This is a genomic window from Herbaspirillum sp. SJZ107, assembly GCF_006715485.1.
Taxonomy (GTDB): Bacteria; Pseudomonadota; Gammaproteobacteria; order Burkholderiales; family Burkholderiaceae_D; genus Telluria.
The window spans coordinates 726,749-746,053 of record NZ_VFNH01000001.1 but is presented as its reverse complement, the minus strand read 5'-3'; the positions used below and the strand labels follow the sequence as shown (position 1 = coordinate 746,053).

The following is a 19,305-nucleotide window of genomic DNA, read 5'->3' as shown; positions in this document are numbered from 1 at the left end:
AGACGGTTCAGCGCGCGGTTCAGCGTTGCGCTGCGCGCGGCGGAATCGCCGCGCCCTGGTTCGACAGCACGATTTCCACGCGGCGGTTGCGCTGGCGGTTGCCCGCCGTGTCGTTGGCGGCGACCGGGAAGGCCTCGCCGTAGCCGCGCGTGGCCACGCGTTCGCGCGGCACGCCCAGTCCGGTCAGGGCCTGCGCCACGGACGCCGCGCGGCGCTCGGACAAGTCCTTGTTATGGGCCGAGCTGCCGGTGCTGTCGGTAAATCCTTCGACCAGGACCGTGCGATCCGGGTTCTGCGCCATGACCTCGGCCAATTTGCGGACGGTGGCGACGCCGTTCGCATTCAGTTCGGCACGGTCGGTGTCGAACAGGACGTCGCCGATGGTCACGACCATGCCGCGCTCGGTCTTCTGCGCGTGCAGCTCGACCAGGATGGCCTCCAGGCGGGCCGAACGCTCGGCCAGCTGGGCAGCCTGCTGCTGAGCAGCCTGGGCCTGGGCCTGGGCATCGGCGGCCTGGGCCTGGGCGGTGGCGAGCTGGGCCTGGGCAGCGGCGGCATCGCGCTTGGCACGCTCGGCCTCGGCGGTGCGGGCTTCCAGCTGCACGCGGTCGCGTTCGCGGCTGGCGTTGGCGATCTCGGCTTCGGCGGTCTTGGCCTTCGCCACTTCCTGGGCGGTGGCGATGCGCTGCTTGGCCACGTAGGCCAGGCGGTCGATGGTGTCCAGGCTCTCGCGCTTGGCGGCGGCCTGGTTGGCGCGTTCGAGCGCTTCGGTGGCCTGGCGGAATTCGTTCGGCGCGTAGCTCGACACCTGCGGATTGTTGTTGGCGGCGACGAAGTCGGCGCGCGCCTCGTCGAGTGTGGCGGTGGTGGTCGGCACGGAGCTGCAGGCGGCGAGGAATACGCTGCCGGCGAGCATCAGCGACTTCGTGAAATGCGCTTTCATGTGCTATCCCTTTCTATCGATGCTGTTTTTCTTATTGCGAATTGGCGCGGTCGACTTCCTGGCGCAGCACGCGCAAGTCCTGGTTGAGGGCGTCGGCGGCGGCCGTGGCCTTGGCAGAGGCGGCCTTGCTCTGGGCCAGCTTGGCGTCGGCCTGGGCCTGCACCGCCAGCTCGCGTGCCAGCTTGTAATCCTTGGCGGCCAGCGCCTGGTTGGCACGCATCATCTTGTCGCGCGCCGCATTGATTTCCTGTGGTGCCAGTTCCGGTGCGCCGGCCGAGACCGCGTTGTCGACGGCGTTGTGCGACACCGCGACAGCGGCCGTCGCCGGGGTCCTTTCCTCGCTGGCGCAGGCAGCCAGCGACAATACGGCGGCGGCAGCCCCGACCCGCAGCAGCACTTGCAGCGGATTCATCGATTGTTTTGGCATCATGTTCTCCTGTTCAAGCTTTCAGTGTTGGTAACGTTATAACCCTATTAATAGACGCTTTCGGTTCGCTGGCGCACATTGCCCATCGCTTGCCCAGCAGTTCCCCGTCTCACGGTGTGCCACCGCACATTGATGGACAAACCTTTACGTTAATCTGCGGCTAACATCTCGTATAGAGGACAGCCATGACAGACCAGCAGCCCAAGCCGGCCGGACACATGTCGCGCCCGCTGAAGATCACCCTCAGCATCGTCGGTATCCTGATCGCCCTGCCGATCATCGCCATCATCATCCTGCTCACCTTCGACTGGAACCGCGCCAAGCCCTGGCTCAACGCCAAGGTCAGCGAAGCCATCGACCGCCCCTTCGCCATCGTCGGCGACCTGAACGTGCACTGGGAGCGGCCGTCGGAGAGCATCATCCCGAACCAGCGCACTTGGCGCGACTACATTCCCTGGCCGCACCTGTATGCCAACGACGTTCACGTCGGCAACCCGGCCGGCCTGCCGCAGCGCGACATGGCCAGCGTGCGCCAGTTTTCGTTTTCCCTCAATCCCTTTGCCCTTCTGAAGCACACCATCAACATCCCGGTGCTGCGCTTCGACGGCCCGCGCGTCGAACTGCTGCGCACCGATGCGACCCACTACAACTGGGTCTACAAGCATGAAGAGAAGGAATCGAAGTGGAAGCTCGACCTCGAGCGCCTGGTGCTGTCGCGCGGCCAGGTCCACGTGCTGGATGCGGTGACCAAGGCCGACGTCACGGCCGACATCGACACCCTGAACAACGACCCGACCTACGGCATCGCCTGGAAGCTGCGCGGCACCTATAACGAGGTGCCGGTCGGCGGTGGCGGCAAGGCCGGCGCGGTGCTGTCGCTGCAGGACCAGGACGCACCCTTCCCGGTCCAGGCCGACATGCACGGCGGCCCCTATCGCGTTGCCCTGGAAGGCACGGTCACGCGCCCGGCCAAGCTGTCCGGCCTCGACCTCAAGCTGAAGCTGGCCGGCCCCAGCATGGCGCGCCTGTACGCCCTCACCGGCGTGGTGCTGCCGGAAACCCCGGCGTTCTCGACCGAGGGCCACCTGACCGGCTCGATCGGCGAGGAAGGCAAGAGCCGCTGGACCTACGACAAGTTCACGGGCAAGGTCGGCCAGTCCGACATCGGCGGCACGCTCAGCTTCGCGGCCCAGAAGCCGCGCAACAAGCTGACCGCCACCGTGGTGTCGCACCAGCTGCGTTTCGAGGACCTGGGACCGCTGGTCGGCGCCGATTCCAACGCCGACAAGAAGAAGCGCGGCGTGGCCGACGTCCAGCCGGAAGGCAAGGCGCTGCCGGTCGAGAAATTCCACACTGAAAAATGGAAGGTGCTGGATGCCGACGTGAAGTTCTCGGCCGACCGCATCATCAAGACCGCTAACCTGCCGCTCAGCAAGCTCAACACCCACCTGGTGATGAACAACGGCGTGCTGACCCTGAACCCGCTGAACTTCAATTTCGCCGGCGGCAGCGTGACCTCGCACATCAAGCTCGACGGCAGTAGCGGCGGCAACGCCAAGGGCGATGCGATCAAGGCGACGCTCGACGCCACCGCGCGCCAGATCAAGGTCAAGCAGCTGTTCCCGGCGGTCGAGAAGATCCAGCAGGCCACGGCGGGCGACATCTATGCCGAGACCAAGCTGAGCGCGACCGGCGATTCCGTCGCCGAGATGCTGGCCAAGTCGAACGGCGAAGTGAAGGGCCTGGTGAGCCAGGGCGTGGTCAGCAAGCTGCTGCTCGAAGAGGCCGGCCTGAACGTCGGCAACGTCATCATCACCAAGCTGTTCGGCGACAAGCAGGTGCAGCTGAACTGCCTGGCCTCGGACCTCGCGGTGACCAACGGCGTGGCGCAGACGCGCACCTTCGTGCTCGACACCGAGGAAGCGATCGTCGACATCGACGGCTGGGTCAACCTGAACAACGAGCAGATGAACCTGCGCGTGAAACCCGAGACCAAGGCGCTGCGCCTGTTCACGCTGCGTACGCCGTTCTACGTCAAGGGCACCTTCAAGAAGCCGGACCTGTCGCTCGACAAGAAGGTGCTGGCGATCAAGGGCGGTGCAGCCGCCGCGCTCGCCGTGATCGCGGCACCGGCCGCCGCCCTGCTGCCGCTGATCAACACTGGACCGGGCCACGACAGCCCATGTTCCTCGCTGCTGGCCAAGGCGCGCGCCAAGCCGGAAGCGCCGCCGCCGGGCAAGACGGCCAAGCGCTGACTGCAACATTGAGCGGCCTCGTCGCTACGAACAAGCGAAGAGGCCGCAGTGTTATTTGACGTACAGAGCGATGGTCGAATTGTCACTATTCTGAAGTCATGGTGGTGCCGCGGGAATGCCTGCCCGCACCCCCGCAGAAGCGACACACAAAGAATTAACACAAACAATAAATCAAGGACTCCATCATGAAGCAATTCGGCATTTCCGCAACTCTCGCCACCGCCCTCCTGCTGGGCATGGTGACCGGCTGCGCCAGCGACGGCGGCAAGCATGAAACCGTCGGCCAATACTTCGACGACGCCACCCTGACCGCCAACGTCAAGGCCGCCATCCTCGCGGATTCGCGCCTGAAATCGACCGAGATCAACGTCGAAACCTATCAGGGCGTAGTCCAGCTGAGCGGCTTCGTCGGCCAGGCCAACGATGTGGCGACCGCCGCGTCGGTGGCCCGTACCGTGAAGGGCGTGAAGTCGGTCAAGAACGACCTGCGTCTCAAATAAGTAGTAAAACCCTATCAAAGGAGAACATCATGAAAGCCATCAAACACATCATCGCTACCGCTTCGATCGCCACCGTGGCATTCGGCCTGACCGGCTGCGCCGGCATGTCGCAAAATGACAAGAACACCGCTGTCGGCGCTGGCGCCGGCGCCGTGATCGGTGGCGTCCTGACCGGTGGCAGCGCCGTCGGTACCGTGGGTGGCGCAGCCGTTGGCGGCGTGATCGGCAACCAGGTCAAGACCACGCACTGATCAGGCAAGCCACATTGACAAAAAGCCCCGCTCGACGCGGGGCTTTTTTGTTTTGGGATCGAAAGGAAGTGTGCGCCGGAAAAGGAAATGCGCCGGATCAGGCGAACGCCGGCGCGCCGATGCCGGCCCCGGCTTCGCGCACGATCTCGTAACACGTGCAGGCCGCTGCCGCCAGGCCGGCGGGATCGAGGATCTCGATATTGCCGCGGCTGTAGTTGATCAGCCCGTGCTGCTGCAGCGCGCTGGCAGCCTTGGTGACGCCGACGCGGCGCACCCCGAGCGCGTGCGCCAGGAATTCGTGGGTCAGGTGGAAGCGGTCGGAATGCAGGCGGTCGCGCGTGACCAGCAGCGAGCGCGCCAGCCGGGCTTCGAGTACGTGGTAGCGGCTGCAGACGGCGATCTGGATCGCCTGGGCCAGCAGCGAATCGGTGTAGCGGTAAAGCACGCGCTGCAGCGACGGATTGCGCGCGAATTCTTCGCGCAGGTGGGCGGCGTCGATGCGGCTGGCGCTGCCGGCGCGCTGGACCACGGCGCGTACCTGGGTCACGTCATGGCCGAGCGCGACGGTAGCGCCGAGCATGCCTTCGCGCCCCACCTGGCCGACCTCGAGCGTCATACGCCCTTCGGCCACGGCCATCAACGAGATCAGGCAATCGTGCGGAAAATAGATGTGGCGGATCGGATCACCCGGTTCGCACAGGACGGCGCCGACTTCCACCTGAACATGGTCGAGCGCCGGCAGCATACGGGCGAGCTCCTCCGGTGGGAGCGCGGCCAGCAGCAGATTGGCGTTGTGCTCGGCAACCACGGGTGGAGCAGGAGAATTCATCGGACCCTCACGGTTGGGCAGCAATGGCGCGGCGTCAAGACCAAGAACATTTTTAAAATCAAGTACATACACCGCGCGCTGGTGTTAACTAACAACTTGTTACCAGCGTACTGGCTGTGCAGCGCGAAGTATGTACGGTGACGCACGGAACCGGGTGTTGTTGACAAGGACAATCGAGGAACCGGACTGAACACGATATTTTGAGGAACCTGTCATGCACCCACACCAGCCACGGCCGGCCGCGCCGCGCCAGCACCCATTCCTGATCGCCGCCGCCCTGGCCGTGATCCTGTTCTGCGCGGTCGGTACCGCCGCCATCATGGGCTGGCTGCCCGCCTCGAAAGGCAGCAGCCGCAACCAGCTCAGCGACACCGACCGCGCCGCGTTGACGGCCGGCCTGCAGCAGGAGACACAGCCGGCCTACGCCCCGCCACCGCCGCTGGCGGCGCCGCAAGCGATGCCGCTGCAGCCGGCCGTGACGGCAACCGGCGTGCCGGTCCAGGCACTGGCCGCCGCGCCGGCGGCGCCAAGCTATCCTGGCGCCAGCGTCCAGTACGGCGCCAGCGGCAGCCAGGGCGCAACCGCGTCGGGCGCCGCGCCGGCCTACCCGGCAGCCCCCGCCGAGCCGGTGCGTGAGGTAGCGCCTGTCCGCACGACCGAGGCCGATACTGGCACGCGCTGGTGCGGCACCTGCGGCAACGTCGAGTCGGTGCGCACCATCACCACGCGCGCGCGCGCCAGCGGCGTCGGCGCGGCCGGCGGTGCAATCCTGGGCGGCCTGCTCGGCAACCAGGTCGGCGGCGGGCATGGACGCCAACTGGCCACCGTCGCCGGTGCAGTCGGCGGCGCCGTGGTCGGCAACCAGGTCGAAGGCAACATGAAGGCGACCCAGAGCTTCGAGATCCGGGTGCGCCTGGACGACGGCACCCTGCGTACCTTCCACCAGCAGAGCGCCCCGCGCTGGCGCAATGGCGACCGCGTGCGCATCGTCAAGGGTTCGCTGCGCGCGGCCTGAGCGGCATCCACACTCTGGAACAAGCGCAGATCGGCCTTTCCCGGGTTGCGGGAAACAGCCTCCGGCACCTAGCAAAACGACTTGCCTTGTGGCAAGTCGTTTTCTTTTTCGCAATGTGCGCCAGCGCACGGTCCCGTTTTTAATTGCATATAAGAATCCTTTCACGTCGAAAAAGAACGACGGATACCAAGGGAAAGGAAGCACATCATGAACAGCCTTGCATGGATCGGTATCATCCTCTGGGGACTTTTATTGACGGGTTTCGGTCTGGCGAACGCGCCACAGGCCGGCGGCGACGTCGCGCCCCAAGACGTCATCTTCCTGATCGGCGGCGGCCTGCTGACCTGCCTGATCGGTTGCGTCGGCCTGATGGGCTTCATGGGCTGGATCCCGGGATTGCGAAAAGAACAAAAAAATCTGGCGTAATGTACGGCATCGAACGGAGCGTAGCCAGCAATGATCGGATACTGAATTCACGGCACACGCAGCGCCGTTTCAATCAAAAGAGGACACTATAATGCTCTACACTATCGCCGTCATTCTCATCATCCTGTGGCTGCTGGGCCTGGTCACTTCGTACACCGTCGGTGGTTTCATCCACATCCTGCTGGTCGTCGCCGTCATCATGATCCTGGTGCGCCTGATCAGTGGCCGAGGCATCTAGCCCGACGCATCACGCCAGGCATCCGCCTGACCTGCAATACCTGCGATCCGTTTCGCGATCACGGCTCTCTAACGAGAGTGTGACCACGAAACGGATGTTTTTTTTGGGAGAACGACGATGAACATCACTTTCATCCGGTCGACGCTGTGCGCGACCGCTTTCGCCGTGGCCGCTTCCGGCTGCGCAGACATGAACGCCACCCAGCGTGGCACCGCGACCGGCGCCGGCGTCGGTGCCGGACTGGGTGCCCTGCTCGGCGCCACCACCGGCGGTGGCGGCGGTGGCCGCACCACGCGCGGCGCGCTGCTGGGCGCGGCTGCCGGCGCGGTGGTCGGCAATGTCTGGTCCAAGCGCATGGAGCAGCAGCGCCAGGCCATGGAACAGGCCACGCGCGGCACCAGCGTCGAGGTCTCGCAGACCGCCGACAACCGCCTCAAGCTGCAGATCCCGAGCGACATCTCGTTCGACACCGGACGCGCCGACATCAAGTCGAATTTCCGTCCCATCCTCGACCGCTTCGCCACCACGCTGAACGACAACCCGGCCGCCCTCGTCACCATCATCGGCCATACCGACAGCACCGGCGGCGACGCCATCAACCAGCCGCTGTCGCTGGACCGCGCCGCCAGCGCGCGCAACTATCTCGCGCAGCGCGGCGTCGCCAGCAACCGCGTCACGGTCGAGGGCCGCGCCGCGCGCGAACCGATCGCGTCGAACGACGATCCGGCCGGCCGTGCCCGCAACCGCCGGGTCGAGATCTACGTCAGCGAACCGCAGCAGCAAGGCTGACACCCGCTGCGCGCTGCCGCCAGGCCGCCCCGCGCACGCCGGGCGGCTTTTTTCATGAGCCCGGTGTATGCTGGCGGCTGCCTTACCGTTACAACAGGATTCCGATGAAACGCACCTTGACGATGTTTGCCCTGCTGGCCTGCGCCGGCGCCGCCCTTCCTTCAGCAGCCGGCGCTGCCCAGACCCTGAACATGAAACCCGGCCTGTGGGAATTGAACAACCGGGTCAGCTCGTCCGACCCGCAGATCCAGTCGGCCATGAGCGAAATGCAGAAACATCTGGCCAACATGTCGCCGGAACAGCGCCAGTCGCTCCAGCAAATGATGAACCGCAACGGCGTCCAGCTGCAGCTCGGCGAAGGCGGCAACATCCATTCGTCCGTGTGCATGACGCGCGAGATGATCGACCGCAAGACCTTTCCGGTCCAGGGCGGCGAATGCAGCCAGAACGTGACGCCGCTGGCGGGCAACCGGTTCAAGGTCGCGTTCAGCTGCACCAAGCCGCGTGCGCGCGGCGAAGGCGAGATCAGCATGGAGAGCGATACCAGCTACCGCGGACGCGTGCAGATCACCAGCGAGGAGCGCAGCGGGACGGTGGACATGGATGTGACCGGGCGCTGGGTGGGGGCGGATTGTGGCGGGGTGAAGCCGATGGGTGCGCCGAAAGCGAAGTGAGCAGACAGCAAGCGCTCTTCACCGAGCGAACATGAGCACGCCGCCCCTGCGCAGGCAGGGGCCCAAGTTGCTGGCGTTATCGAAGCGCGCACAAACTTGGGCCCCCGCCTCCGCGGGGGCGACGTTGTTTTGTGCTGCAGTTTTTCTACTTCAGGTGGTTTCTGTAAATGCGAGATACAACTCGCGCGCCCGCATCGCCACCGGCCCGGCCGCCATCTCGTGCGCCTCGAAACGCGTGCACGGCGTCACCTTTCCGTAGTTACCGGTGCTGAAGATCTCGCGCGCCGTCGCCAGCTCTTCGACTTCCACCGACCGTTCCTGCACCTGCACGCCCTCTGCCGCCAGCAACGCGATCACGCGCGCACGCGTGATGCCGGCCAGGAAAGTGCCGTTCAGGGCCGGGGTCACCACGGCGCCGTCCGCCGTCACCAGGAACAGGTTCGACGAGGCGAATTCGGTCACTTTGCCGGCCGCATCCAGCAGGATGGCGTTGTCGAAGCCGCGCGCCTTGGCTTCGCGCAGCGCGCGCGAGGTATTGGCGTACAGGGCCGACGCCTTGGCGTCGGTCGGGGCCATCGAGTTGTCCGGACGGCGCAGCGTCGACAGGCAGCTCGAAAAGCCGGTGAACGGCGGCAGCGGCGCATCGAACAGGGTCAGCACGAAGGCGGCCTTGTCCGGCACCGGGATCAGGAAGCCTTCCGAGGCGAACACCAGCGGGCGGATATACAGCTCGGCATCCGGCGGGAACTTCGCCACGCCTTCGCGCACCAGCGCTTCCATCTGGTCCACCGACAGCGGGCAGCGCATGCCGAGCTTGTCGGCCGAATCGATCACGCGCTGCAGGTGCGGGCGCAGGTCCGGCAGGCGGCCGTGCAGCGCCCGCGCGCCGTCGAACACCGACGAGCCGAGCCAGACGCTGTGGTCCATTGCGCCCACCAGTGGCGTATTTCCTTCGGTCCATTCTCCGTTGTAGTAAGTGAGGTACATGTGCTTCCCGCGTGATGACTGAATGCATGAGTGTACTCCAGCCGCCAAGCGCTGGGTTCGGTGCCGCACAGCGCCTGCGCCTGACCACGGTTACACTGGAGTCCTCAAGTTGTATATCGGAAGTCATGCTAGCCATTCTCGAACGCCTCGATCCGCACAGCGACCAGATCGACCTCCTGGTCGACCTGGTCGACAAGCTGCGGCCCCACAACCCGCGCAACTTCGACTATGCGCGCGCACAGGTGCGCACCCTTACCCAGCTGCTCAAGGGCAATGCGGGACAGGCATGGGCGCTGCGGCGCTACATCACCACGCTGCTCGAAACGCGCCGCCATACCAGCCTGTATTCCGACGTCGGGATCCTGTCCAACGACGGCTTCTTCACCGAGCTGAAAAAACGCATCGCCTACCGCATCCTGCCGCCGGCGCTGGATGAACAGTATCTCTCGGACACCCTCGACCGCGTGCTGTGCCGCGAAGACGACTACAAGTGGATCCGCGCGGTGCCGACCGCCGACTGGCTGGAACTGTTCGACGTCATTTCGGAGGCGCCGCCGCCCGGCGACGCCGCGCCGGACCGCGCGCGCCAGGTCACGCTGCGCGGCCTGCTGGACGCGGTGCGCACCTTGTCCTGCCGCATCTGCGCGCTGGGCCTGGAGCCGCGCCTGATCCATGCCCACATGGAAATCGAGGAAGTCGACTCGCCCTTCCTGATGCAGAACATCGAGACCAACCATTACCTCGACGGCTACGCGCGCCTGATGGCCGGCGACGCCACCGTGATGGAAGACGCGCGCCACTTGCTGGTGATGCTCGACCAGTGCGAGGACGTGGTGCTCAAGATCCGCCGCAGCGCGATGTCGTCCGGCACTACCGTGGCCCTGACCTACCTGCTGGTGGCGCTCACGCAAAGCATCGACCGCATGCGCAAGCTGCTGTACCTGGTGGACACCAGCGGCGCCCTGCCGCCGGCGCCGACGGTCGACGTCGAAGCGCTGGCGCGCGAAGCGGCGCCGGCCCCGGTGGCGGGTGGGCCGGTGGCGCCGGTGTCGCAGCGCCGCGCGGCCGCGGTCGCCATGGCCGAGGAACTGGCCGAAGCCCACAACACCAAGTACCGGGTGCGCGGCCTGCTGCGCGACAACGTCGACCTGCTGGCACGCAACGTCACCGAGAATGCCAGCCGTACCGGCGAGCACTACGTCGCCGAACGCCGTACCGAGCTGCGCGGCATGTTCCGGCAAGCGGCCGGCGCCGGCCTGATCGTCGGCTGCATGGCGATCATCAAGATCCTGATCTCCTACCAGCACCGGGCGCCGCTGATCGAAGCCCTGCTGTACAGCCTCAACTACGCCTTCGGCTTCATGCTGGTGCACGTGCTGCACTTCACCATCGCCACCAAGCAGCCGGCCATGACCGCGGCGCGCATCGCCGCCGCCCTGCACGAGACGGCGCAGCACGGCAGCGCGCGGCGCCAGGTCGACGTCGAATCGATGGCGTCGCTGGTCACCAAGGTGTTCCGCACCCAGATCGTGGCGGTGCTGGGCAACCTGGTGACCACGATCCCGACCGCCTTCGCCCTGGCCTACGGCTGGTGGTACGTGTTCGGCCAGCACCTGGTGTCGCCGGAAAAGGCGCACCACCTGATCGACGACAGCCATCCGTGGCAATCGCTGGCGCTGCTGCATGCGGCGATCGCCGGGATCTGGCTGTTCGTGTCCGGCCTGGTGTCCGGCTACTACGACAACAAGGCGCTGTACACGCGCATGGCGCAGCGCGTGCAGCAGCTGCGCTGGCTGCGGCGCCTGCTCGGCCAGGACCGTTCGCGGCGCTTCTCGCGCTACCTCGAGGACAATCTCGGCGGCCTGATGGGTAACCTGGTGTTCGGCGTGCTGATGGGCGTGACGGCCACGGTCGGCTTCCTGCTCGGCCTGCCGCTCGACATCCGCCACGTGACCTTCTCGTCGGCCAATTTCGCAATCGGCTTCGTCGGCCTCGACCAGCAGATCACGCCCGAGCACGCAGCCATCACCGTGCTCGGCATCGCCCTGATCGGCCTGGTCAACCTGACGGTCAGCTTCGGGCTGGCCCTGTGGGTCGCGCTGCGCGCCCGCAAGGTCCGCTTCCACCACGGCTTCCGCCTGCTGCGCGCGCTGGGCCGGCGCCTGCGTACGGCGCCGCTGGATTTCTTCATCGGTCCGCGCGACGCCGACGGCGTCGCCGAACCGGCACACCACCGAGGATTCAAATGAAACTCACCGACTTGCTGCGCCCGCTTCTACGCTCCGCTGCGGCGCTGCCGCCCTGGCTGGCGGTGCTCGCCCTGATGTGTGCGCTGGCGTCCTGCAAGTCGCTGCCGGACGTCGAGCCGGTCACGCCGGCCAAGCCGGCGCCGACCATCGAGACCGCGCGCGGTACGCTGCCGCTGAAGCAGGCGTCCCTGCTGACGTCCAAGCGCTGGGCCAACGCCGGCACCGACCTCAAGGCGCTGGCCGCGGCCGAGGAACAGGCCACCGGCGTGCCGCTGATTGCCGGCAACCGGGTCAGCCTGCTGTTCGACGGCCCGGCCACGATGCGCGAAATGATGGACGCGGCGCGCAACGCCACCAGCAGCATCAACCTCGAATCGTATATCTTCGACCAGGACGAGATCGGCACGCAGTTCGCCGACCTCCTGATCCAGAAGCAGCACGACGGCGTGCAGGTGAACGTGATGGTCGACGCGGTCGGCGTGCTGGCAGTCAAACCCGCCTTCTTCGACCGCATGCGCGCGGCCGGCATCCGCGTGGTGATCTTCAATCCGGTCAATCCGGCCAAGGCCAAGGGCAAGTGGGAAGTCAACAACCGCGACCACCGCAAGCTGATGATCGTCGACGGCCGCACCGCCTTCACCGGCGGCATCAACATCAGCAGCACCTATGCCAACAGCTCGCTGTTCCGTTCCAAATACAAGAAGGCCAAGGTCGACGGCGACAAGGTCGGCTGGCGCGACACCCATATCAAGATCGAGGGACCGGCGGTGGCGGCGCTGCAGTATTCGTTCGTCAACCTGTGGCTCGAGCAGGCCGGCAGCGAACTGACCAAGGCCGACTACTTCCCGCCCCTGGCCCCGGTCGGCGACAAGATCCTGCGCGTGCTGGCCACCAACCCGGACGGCGATTTCGAGATCTACAAATCGATGATGGTGGCGATCGCCGAATCGAAGAAGTCGGTCCACATCACATCGGCCTATTTCGTGCCCGACCAGCAGATCGTCGATGCGCTGGTGGCGGCCGCCAAACGCGGGGTCGACGTCAAGCTGGTGCTGCCGGGCGTGTCCGACCACGGCATGATCCGCTATGCCGGCCAGGCCTTCTACGACCAGCTGCTGGCCGGCGGCGTCAAGATCTTCGAGCTGCAGATCGCGGTGCTGCATGCGAAGACGGCGGTGATCGACGGTGCGTGGTCGACCATCGGCTCGTCGAACATCGACCGCCGCAGCTTCATCCACAACTACGAGCTGAACGTGGTAGTGATCGACCCGGCCTTCGGCGGCGCCATGGAGAGCGCGTTCAACGAAGACCTGCGTGACAGCAAGGAAGTGACGCTGGAGGAGTGGCGGCACCGGCCGTGGGGCGACCGGATCCGCGAGTGGGCGGCCAGCCTGGCCGGGTATTGGATCTGACTTAAATCCCGGCGGCCATCATGCCGTCGACGGCTTCGGTCCACACGTTCCCGCTGCGCAGGAATTTTTCGGTGTGCAGCAGCTGGAACTGGGAATGCACCGTGTCCCAGCCCATGCGGTCGACCTCGATCCGATCGGCATCGATCCGGATCACGTTGAAGGAATTGACCTCGCCGCGCCCGCGGGTGGACGTCGCGGTGCCGGCCTGCACCACCAGCGCCGCGTACTCGCTGATCTTGTAGCGCGCCGAGGTGTTGGCGGCGTGGCTGGTGTGCAGATGGCCGGCCATCAGCAGGTCGACCCCGACCTCCGAGAACGCCTCCATCGCCATGTTGGCGCGGTCGACCAGGTCGCTTTCCTCCGCGCCCGGCGGCAGGTCGAACGGGTGATGGGTGACCACCACGCGCGTGATCCTGGGGTCGAGGTCGGCCAGGGTGGCGCGGATCTTCTCGACCTGTTCCTTGTTCAGGCGCCCGTCCTTGACGGTCAGCGAGCGTGCCGTGTTCACGCCCAGCACCGCGATCTCGTCGTCGATGTAGACCGGATCCAGGTCGTCGGTGATGTAGCGCTTGTAGCGGTCGAGCGGCTGCACGAAACGGCGGAAGACGTTGTACAGCGAGATGTCGTGGTTGCCCGGCACCACGATCTGCGGCCCCGGCAGGGTGTCCAGGTAAGCGCGCGCCGCTTCGAATTCCTCGCTCTTGGCGCGCTGGGTCAGGTCGCCCGAGATCACGACGACGTCGGGCGCGATCTCGCGGACCAGGTTGCGCAGGGGGTCGAGCAAGGCCGGATCGACGCGGCCAAAATGAAGGTCGGACAGGTGGACGAGTGTTCGCATTGGGTTTCCTTGTCTGTTTTATTTATGGCTTCTTGGTCGGCGGCACCAGCACCCTGAGTGCCCCCGGCAGGCTGCGGTAGCGCAGCGGCGCGGCCATCACCGTGACCTCGCCGTCGGTCGCCACGCGCAGGCGCTTGCGGTGGGTGTCGAGCTCGAATGCCGCTGCGTGCAGCACATCGAAATCGCGCTCTTCGCCCAGCCGGCCGCGCAGCGCGTCGAACGCGAAACGCAGCAGGCCGAAACGCGTGGGGTGCTGGGCCACGTAGAGGCTGAGGGTCCCGGCGTCGAGGCGCTCGCGCGCGCCGATCGACAGGCCCTGCATCGTGTAGGCATTATTACCGATGAAGACGAAAGGGGTGCGTCTCGCTAGACGCTCGGCGTCGCCGTCCTCGCCCTTCACCTCGAGCCGGATCGACAGGAAGGGATAGCGGCGCAGCGCGGCCAGGCTGGCCCACAGCGCGGCCGGCCACTTGCCGCGCCCCAGGCGGTTCTGCTGCTTCTCGCGGTCGCGCACGATGTCCGGGTACAGGCCGAGGCCCGAATTGTTGAGGAAGATGCGGCCGTTCACTTCGCCGACGTCGACGCTGACCGGCACACCGGTGACCAGGTTGCCGATGGCGGCGTCGAGGTCGAGCGGGATGCCGAGGTCCTTGGCGAAGTGATTCAGCGTGCCCATCGGCAGCACGCCGAAGCGGATGTTGCCGGCCGCGCCGGTTCCCACGATCTGCGAGGCCACCGCGTTCATGCTGCCGTCGCCGCCGCCGGCCACCACCAGCTCCGCCCCGCCCTCGCGCGCACGGCGCGCGGCCGCGATCAGTTCTGCGCCGCCGGCGGCCAGGGTCAGCTCGGCATCCAGGCCGGCATCGTGCAGCTTGCGCCGCAATTCACCGGCACGGTCATCGTCGTGCCCGGTACCGGCGCCGGCGTTCACGATCACTTGTACGGGCTTCATATCGGATCCCTCCTTTCGCTCCAGGAAGGCCGGCCATGTGCCAGGCGGCGCCGGTGCAGCGTCGACACCGCGGTCACGCACACCGCCAGCCAGACCGCGCCTTCCATGCTGGCGGCCATCACGTCGGACAGGTAGTGCACGCCCAGATACATGCGCGACAGCGCCACCAGTATCACCATCGCGCAGGCGGCGCCGACGATCAGCACGCGCCGCGGCCATTGCGGGTTGCGCCGCACCAGGTAGCAGGCCAGGACGCCGTAGAACAGGGTCGCGGCCACCGTGTGGCCGCTGGGGAAGCTGTAGGTGCTCAGGGTCAGCAGCGGATCGTCGAGGCTGGGGCGCTGGCGGCGGAAGATGTGCTTCAGCACCACGTTCAGCAGCATGCCGCCGGGCACGGTGGCCAGCACCACGATCAGCCAGTAATACGCCTTGCGCCAGGCGAACCAGCCCGCCAGCAGCGCCGTCATGACGCCCGTGCCGGTGATGCCGTTCCAGTGCGTGATAAAGAGCATGGCGCGCGTGAAGCCTTCGGTGGCGCGGTCACGGAACCAGTGCGCCAGCTGGACATCGATGACGGTGATGGTGTCGCCCTCGACCACGTCCTCGGCGATCTCGCCGAAGGCGATACCGGCCAGCACGATCAGCACCAGGCCGACCGTCAGGTGCAGGCCGAACTGGCCTTCCGGCGACAGGCGCGCGGCCAGGAAACGCTTGATTAAATTGTTTGATGGCAAGCTAAATCTTTCCTTTGCGAAAAAACAACGCAGACTTATGCGTACTGGTTTTTTATACAGTAACTGTGGATTTATACAGTGGTTGTGTTATTCTTTACTCACTTGACCAACACTACTCGAAAAAAGGGATCGTCATGACCACGCTGAATAGCTCCTTCGGACTGCAAACCACCCCAACGCCTTTCCTGGCCCGCTTCGGCCGCCGCGAAATCCGGGTGACGCGCGACTTCCGCAAGCGTTTCTACCCGGTCAACCCGCTCATCGAGTGCGACACCGGCATCGAACCCGGCCATGTCGAAGTGCTGCTGTTCGCGCGCTGGCTGGTCGTGCTGTCCAAGGCCCACTGAAATCCGCATAAGGTTCATCGTTTTAATTCGTTTTCTTTCGCTCATCAGCGACCTACCCTAGCGGTTCCTGATCCGTCCGAAAGAAAACGATGTTCCATAAAAAAATCGCAGCCGTCCTTGCAACTGGTCTTTTCTTTGCCCAATCGGCCGCCTTCGCCGCCGACTACACCCTGCTTAACGTCTCCTACGACCCGACGCGCGAGCTGTACCAGGACTTCAACCAGGCCTTCGCCAAGCAATACAAGGCGAAGACCGGCGATAACGTCACCATCAAGCAATCGCATGGCGGCTCCGGCAAGCAGGCCCGCTCGGTGATCGACGGCCTGTCGGCCGATGTTGTCACCTTGGCACTGGCCTACGACATCGATGCTATCAGCGAACGCGGCCTTATCGCGCACAACTGGCAAACCCGCCTGGCGCAGAACAGCACGCCCTATGCCTCGACCATCGTGTTCCTGGTCCGCAAAGGCAATCCGAAAGGCATCAAGGACTGGGCCGACCTGATCAAGCCGGGCGTCTCTGTCATTACCCCGAATCCCAAGACTTCCGGCGGCGCCCGCTGGAACCACCTGGCCGCGTACGGCTATGCGCTGCGCCAGCCGGGCGGCAACGAAGCCAAGGCCAAGGATTACCTGGCCAAGCTGTACAAGAACGTGCCGGTGCTGGATTCCGGCGCCCGCGGCGCCACCACTACCTTCGTCGAGCGCGGCATCGGCGACGTGCTGATCGCATGGGAAAACGAAGCCCTGCTGGCCGTCAAGGAACTCGGCCCGGACAAGTTCGAAGTCGTGGCGCCTTCGGTCAGTATCCTGGCCGAACCGCCGGTGGCGGTGGTTGACAAGGTCGTCGACAAGCGCGGCACGCGCAAGGTCGCCGAAGCCTACCTGCAATACCTGTACAGCGCCGAAGGCCAGCAGATCGCCGCCAAGCATTACTATCGTCCAGTGGTGCAGCCCTATGCCAAGCAGTACGCGGCCCAATTCCCGGCCGTGAAACTGTTCACGATCAAGGATGTCGGTGGCGACTGGACCAAGGTGCAGAAGACCCATTTCGCGGATGGCGGCGTGTTCGACCAGATCTACCAGCCAGGCAGCAAATAAGTTTCTGCCAATAATTTAGATGCACCCTTGTGGGGCGCCCGCTTGAAAAAGCCGGCGCCCCATACTATTTGAAATGTCAGGTGATTTGAAATCACCTTGAAAAAATGACTTGAAATCTCGGGGATGAGCACGATTGTCGTATTCATAACCTCGCGTTGTCGCGCGCCTTCATGCGCTGCGACAACTGTTCTCCAACATCTCTGAAGGAGCAAGTCATGGCAGTGCAACTACGCAAGATCGACGAACAAGTGATGGTGATTACCGGCGCCACCAGCGGCATCGGGCTCACCACCGCCCGCATGGCCGCCGAGCAAGGCGCAAAACTGGTGCTGGCGGCGCGCAACGGCGACGCCCTCGACACCCTGGCCAGCGAGCTGCGCCGCAAAGGGTCGCAAGTCTGCACCGTGACTGCCGACGTCGGCGTGCCGGCCGACGTCGAACGCATCGGCGAGGCTGCGATGGAGCGCTTCGGCCGCATCGATACCTGGGTCAACAATGCCGGCATCTCGATCTTCGGCCGCAACGAAGACGTGCCGGTGGAAGACATGCAGCGCCTGTTCCAGACCAACTACTGGGGCGTCGTGCACGGCTCGCTGGAAGCGGTCAAGCACATGAAGACGCGCGGCGGCGGCGCCATCATCAACCTCGGCAGCGAACTGTCCGAGCGTTCGGTCCCGCTGCAGGGCATGTATGCGGCCTCCAAGCATGCCGTGAAAGCCTTTACCGATGCGCTGCGCATGGAGCTCGAAAAGGAAAAGGCGCCACTGTCGCTGACCCTGATCAAGCCGGCCGCCATCGACACCATGTTCGCCGTCCACGCCCGCAACTACATGGACAAGGAACCGGCGCTGCCTGCGCCGATCTACGCGCCGGAAGTCGTCGCCAATGCCATCCTGTACGCAGCCCAGCAGCCGAAGCGCGACGTCTTCGTCGGCGGCGCCGCCAAGGCCATCTCGTCGAGCAGCTTCGCGACGCCGCGCGTGATGGACAAGTTCATGAACGCCTCGATGTTCAAGCAGCAGCAATCCGATCTCCCGAGCTCGCCCAACCGGCGCGACGCCCTGTACGAACCCGATTCGCGCAACGAGCTGCGCCAGCGCCAGGGCATGTCGAACCACGTCGCCGAGAGCAGCGCCTACACCGCCGTCACCCTGCGTTCGCACAAGATCGCCCCTGCCCTGCTGGGCCTGGGTGCGCTGTTCGCCGCCTGGACCCTGGCACGCCGCCCGGCGCTGCGCAAGGCATTTGGCTGAACGGCCGCTTCGGATCAACGGACTAGCGAAAGGACATACCATGGCAACCAAGCTCAAGAAACTGAATGAACAAGTGATCGTGATTACCGGCGCCACCAGCGGCATCGGCCTGGCGACGGCGCGCATGGCGGCCGAGGCCGGCGCCAAACTGGTGCTGGTAGCGCGCGAAGGCGATGCGCTGGACACCCTGGCGCACGAGATGCGCCAGCGCGGCGCCGAGGTGGCGACGGTCGCGGTCGACGTCGGCGTGCAGGACGAGGTGGCGAAGATCGGCCGCGCCGCGGTCGAGCGTTTCGGCCGGGTCGATACCTGGATCAACAACGCCGGCGTCGGCACCTTCGGCACGCTGGAACAGGTATCGCTGGAAGACATGCAGCGCCTGATGCAGACCAATCTCTGGGGCGTGGTCAATGGCTCACTGGAAGCAGTCAAGCTGCTCAAGGCCCACGGCGGCGGCGCCCTGATCAACGTCGGCAGCGAAGCTTCGGACCGCTCGATACCGCTGCAGGGCACGTATGCAGCCTCGAAACATGCGGTGAAGGCCTTCACCGAATCGCTGCGCATGGAACTGGAAAAGGACAAGGCGCCGATTTCCGTCACCCTGATCAAGCCGGCCGCGATCGCGACGCCCTTCCCGATGCACGCCAAGAACTACATGGAAAACGAGCCGACGCTGCCGTCCCCGCTGTACTCGCCGGAACTGGCCGCGCGCACCATCCTGCACGCGGCCGAGGTGCCGGAGCGCGACCTGTTCGTCGGCGGCCAGGCCAAGCTGGCCTCGGTGCTGAGCCAGATCCTGCCGCGCACGATCGACCGCTTCATGCGCGCCGCGGTGTTCAAGCAGCAGCAAACCGACCAGCCGAGCGCGCCGGCACGGCGCGATGCCCTGCACGAGCCGGATGCGCGCCGCGAACTGCGCCAGCGCGCCGACCTGGGCAAGAAGATCACCGAGTCCAGCCCGTACACGGCCTTCCAGATGAAGTCGACGGCGACCAAGACCGTGCTGGTGGGCGGTGCGCTGCTGGCGGCCTGGGCGCTGACGCGCAAGCCGGCGCGGCGCCTGTGGCAGGCTTGAGGCAAGCCTGA

General features: G+C 65.5%; 21 protein-coding genes. 14 read left to right on the top strand and 7 right to left on the bottom strand.

The window, feature by feature from the left end; genetic code table 11:
• Positions 1-19: 19 nt before the first annotated feature.
• Complete coding sequence (locus FBX97_RS03315; RefSeq protein WP_141828808.1) at positions 20-943, bottom strand: OmpA family protein; 924 nt, start codon at positions 941-943, stop codon at positions 20-22.
• A 31-nt stretch (positions 944-974) separates the two neighbouring features.
• Complete coding sequence (locus FBX97_RS03310) at positions 975-1,373, bottom strand: DUF4398 domain-containing protein (RefSeq protein WP_255517274.1); 399 nt, start codon at positions 1,371-1,373, stop codon at positions 975-977.
• Between the two features lie 182 nt (positions 1,374-1,555).
• Between FBX97_RS03310 and FBX97_RS03305 the strand changes: the two genes are divergently transcribed.
• The 3 genes from FBX97_RS03305 (at position 1,556) to FBX97_RS03295 (ending at position 4,376) form a co-directional block, all read left to right on the top strand.
• Positions 1,556-3,625: an AsmA family protein gene (locus tag FBX97_RS03305; RefSeq protein WP_255517273.1), complete on the top strand. Its 2,070-nt coding sequence runs from the start codon at positions 1,556-1,558 to the stop codon at positions 3,623-3,625.
• 185 nt (positions 3,626-3,810) lie between these two features.
• Positions 3,811-4,125 (top strand): BON domain-containing protein, encoded by a 315-nt coding sequence (locus tag FBX97_RS03300; protein WP_141828807.1) that lies wholly within the window; start codon positions 3,811-3,813, stop codon positions 4,123-4,125.
• A 29-nt stretch (positions 4,126-4,154) separates the two neighbouring features.
• Positions 4,155-4,376, top strand: a complete 222-nt coding sequence (locus FBX97_RS03295) for a glycine zipper 2TM domain-containing protein (protein WP_141828806.1) — start codon at positions 4,155-4,157, stop codon at positions 4,374-4,376.
• Positions 4,377-4,473: 97 nt separating this feature from the next.
• Here FBX97_RS03295 and FBX97_RS03290 read toward each other — a convergent pair whose 3' ends face one another.
• Entirely contained in the window at positions 4,474-5,205 is a 732-nt protein-coding gene (locus tag FBX97_RS03290; protein WP_141828805.1) for a Crp/Fnr family transcriptional regulator, read from the bottom strand.
• 214 nt (positions 5,206-5,419) lie between these two features.
• Between FBX97_RS03290 and FBX97_RS03285 the strand changes: the two genes are divergently transcribed.
• From FBX97_RS03285 to FBX97_RS03265, 5 genes are all read left to right on the top strand, one after another.
• Entirely contained in the window at positions 5,420-6,220 is an 801-nt protein-coding gene (locus tag FBX97_RS03285) for a glycine zipper 2TM domain-containing protein (RefSeq protein WP_255517272.1), read from the top strand.
• Between the two features lie 207 nt (positions 6,221-6,427).
• On the top strand, positions 6,428-6,646 hold the full coding sequence (locus FBX97_RS03280; protein ID WP_141828804.1) for a hypothetical protein: 219 nt from the start codon (positions 6,428-6,430) through the stop codon (positions 6,644-6,646).
• 91 nt (positions 6,647-6,737) lie between these two features.
• Positions 6,738-6,884 (top strand): lmo0937 family membrane protein, encoded by a 147-nt coding sequence (locus FBX97_RS03275; protein WP_105378160.1) that lies wholly within the window; start codon positions 6,738-6,740, stop codon positions 6,882-6,884.
• Between the two features lie 117 nt (positions 6,885-7,001).
• Positions 7,002-7,673: an OmpA family protein gene (locus FBX97_RS03270; RefSeq protein WP_141828803.1), complete on the top strand. Its 672-nt coding sequence runs from the start codon at positions 7,002-7,004 to the stop codon at positions 7,671-7,673.
• A gap of 104 nt (positions 7,674-7,777) precedes the next feature.
• The gene (locus FBX97_RS03265; protein WP_141828802.1) at positions 7,778-8,347 is read left to right on the top strand and encodes a DUF3617 domain-containing protein; all 570 of its coding nucleotides are present in this window, start codon (positions 7,778-7,780) and stop codon (positions 8,345-8,347) included.
• A 150-nt stretch (positions 8,348-8,497) separates the two neighbouring features.
• Here the strand turns inward: FBX97_RS03265 and FBX97_RS03260 are convergent, their stop codons facing one another.
• Positions 8,498-9,334 carry a branched-chain amino acid aminotransferase gene (locus FBX97_RS03260; RefSeq protein ID WP_141828801.1) on the bottom strand — a complete coding sequence of 279 codons (837 nt, stop codon included), beginning with the start codon at positions 9,332-9,334 and terminating at the stop codon, positions 8,498-8,500.
• Positions 9,335-9,459: 125 nt separating this feature from the next.
• On the opposite strand from FBX97_RS03260, the gene FBX97_RS03255 reads away from it, so the two are divergent.
• Positions 9,460-11,583: a site-specific recombinase gene (locus FBX97_RS03255; protein ID WP_141828800.1), complete on the top strand. Its 2,124-nt coding sequence runs from the start codon at positions 9,460-9,462 to the stop codon at positions 11,581-11,583.
• Positions 11,580-12,995 carry a cardiolipin synthase gene (gene cls, locus FBX97_RS03250; protein WP_370457130.1) on the top strand — a complete coding sequence of 472 codons (1,416 nt, stop codon included), beginning with the start codon at positions 11,580-11,582 and terminating at the stop codon, positions 12,993-12,995. Before FBX97_RS03255 ends, cls begins: the two co-directional genes overlap by 4 nt.
• 1 nt (position 12,996) lies before the next feature.
• Here cls and FBX97_RS03245 read toward each other — a convergent pair whose 3' ends face one another.
• The 3 genes from FBX97_RS03245 to FBX97_RS03235 are packed head-to-tail and all read right to left on the bottom strand — an operon-like array spanning position 12,997 to position 15,519.
• Positions 12,997-13,833, bottom strand: coding sequence for a metallophosphoesterase (locus FBX97_RS03245; protein ID WP_141828799.1), 837 nt, complete (start codon positions 13,831-13,833; stop codon positions 12,997-12,999).
• A 22-nt stretch (positions 13,834-13,855) separates the two neighbouring features.
• A complete protein-coding gene (locus FBX97_RS03240; protein WP_141828798.1) occupies positions 13,856-14,785 on the bottom strand; it encodes a diacylglycerol kinase family protein in 930 nt (309 codons plus the stop codon).
• A complete protein-coding gene (locus FBX97_RS03235) occupies positions 14,782-15,519 on the bottom strand; it encodes a phosphatase PAP2 family protein (RefSeq protein ID WP_255517271.1) in 738 nt (245 codons plus the stop codon). Before FBX97_RS03235 ends, FBX97_RS03240 begins: the two co-directional genes overlap by 4 nt.
• Positions 15,520-15,653: 134 nt before the next feature.
• Between FBX97_RS03235 and FBX97_RS03230 the strand changes: the two genes are divergently transcribed.
• The 4 genes from FBX97_RS03230 to FBX97_RS03215 all read left to right on the top strand — a co-directional run bounded on the left by FBX97_RS03230 (position 15,654) and on the right by FBX97_RS03215 (position 19,294).
• A complete protein-coding gene (locus FBX97_RS03230) occupies positions 15,654-15,866 on the top strand; it encodes a hypothetical protein (protein ID WP_141828797.1) in 213 nt (70 codons plus the stop codon).
• Positions 15,867-15,955: 89 nt separating this feature from the next.
• On the top strand, positions 15,956-16,966 hold the full coding sequence (locus FBX97_RS03225; RefSeq protein WP_141828796.1) for a sulfate ABC transporter substrate-binding protein: 1,011 nt from the start codon (positions 15,956-15,958) through the stop codon (positions 16,964-16,966).
• 215 nt (positions 16,967-17,181) lie between these two features.
• Positions 17,182-18,219 carry an SDR family oxidoreductase gene (locus FBX97_RS03220; protein WP_141828795.1) on the top strand — a complete coding sequence of 346 codons (1,038 nt, stop codon included), beginning with the start codon at positions 17,182-17,184 and terminating at the stop codon, positions 18,217-18,219.
• Positions 18,220-18,259: 40 nt separating this feature from the next.
• Positions 18,260-19,294 carry an SDR family oxidoreductase gene (locus FBX97_RS03215; protein ID WP_141828794.1) on the top strand — a complete coding sequence of 345 codons (1,035 nt, stop codon included), beginning with the start codon at positions 18,260-18,262 and terminating at the stop codon, positions 19,292-19,294.
• Positions 19,295-19,305 lie beyond the last annotated feature (11 nt).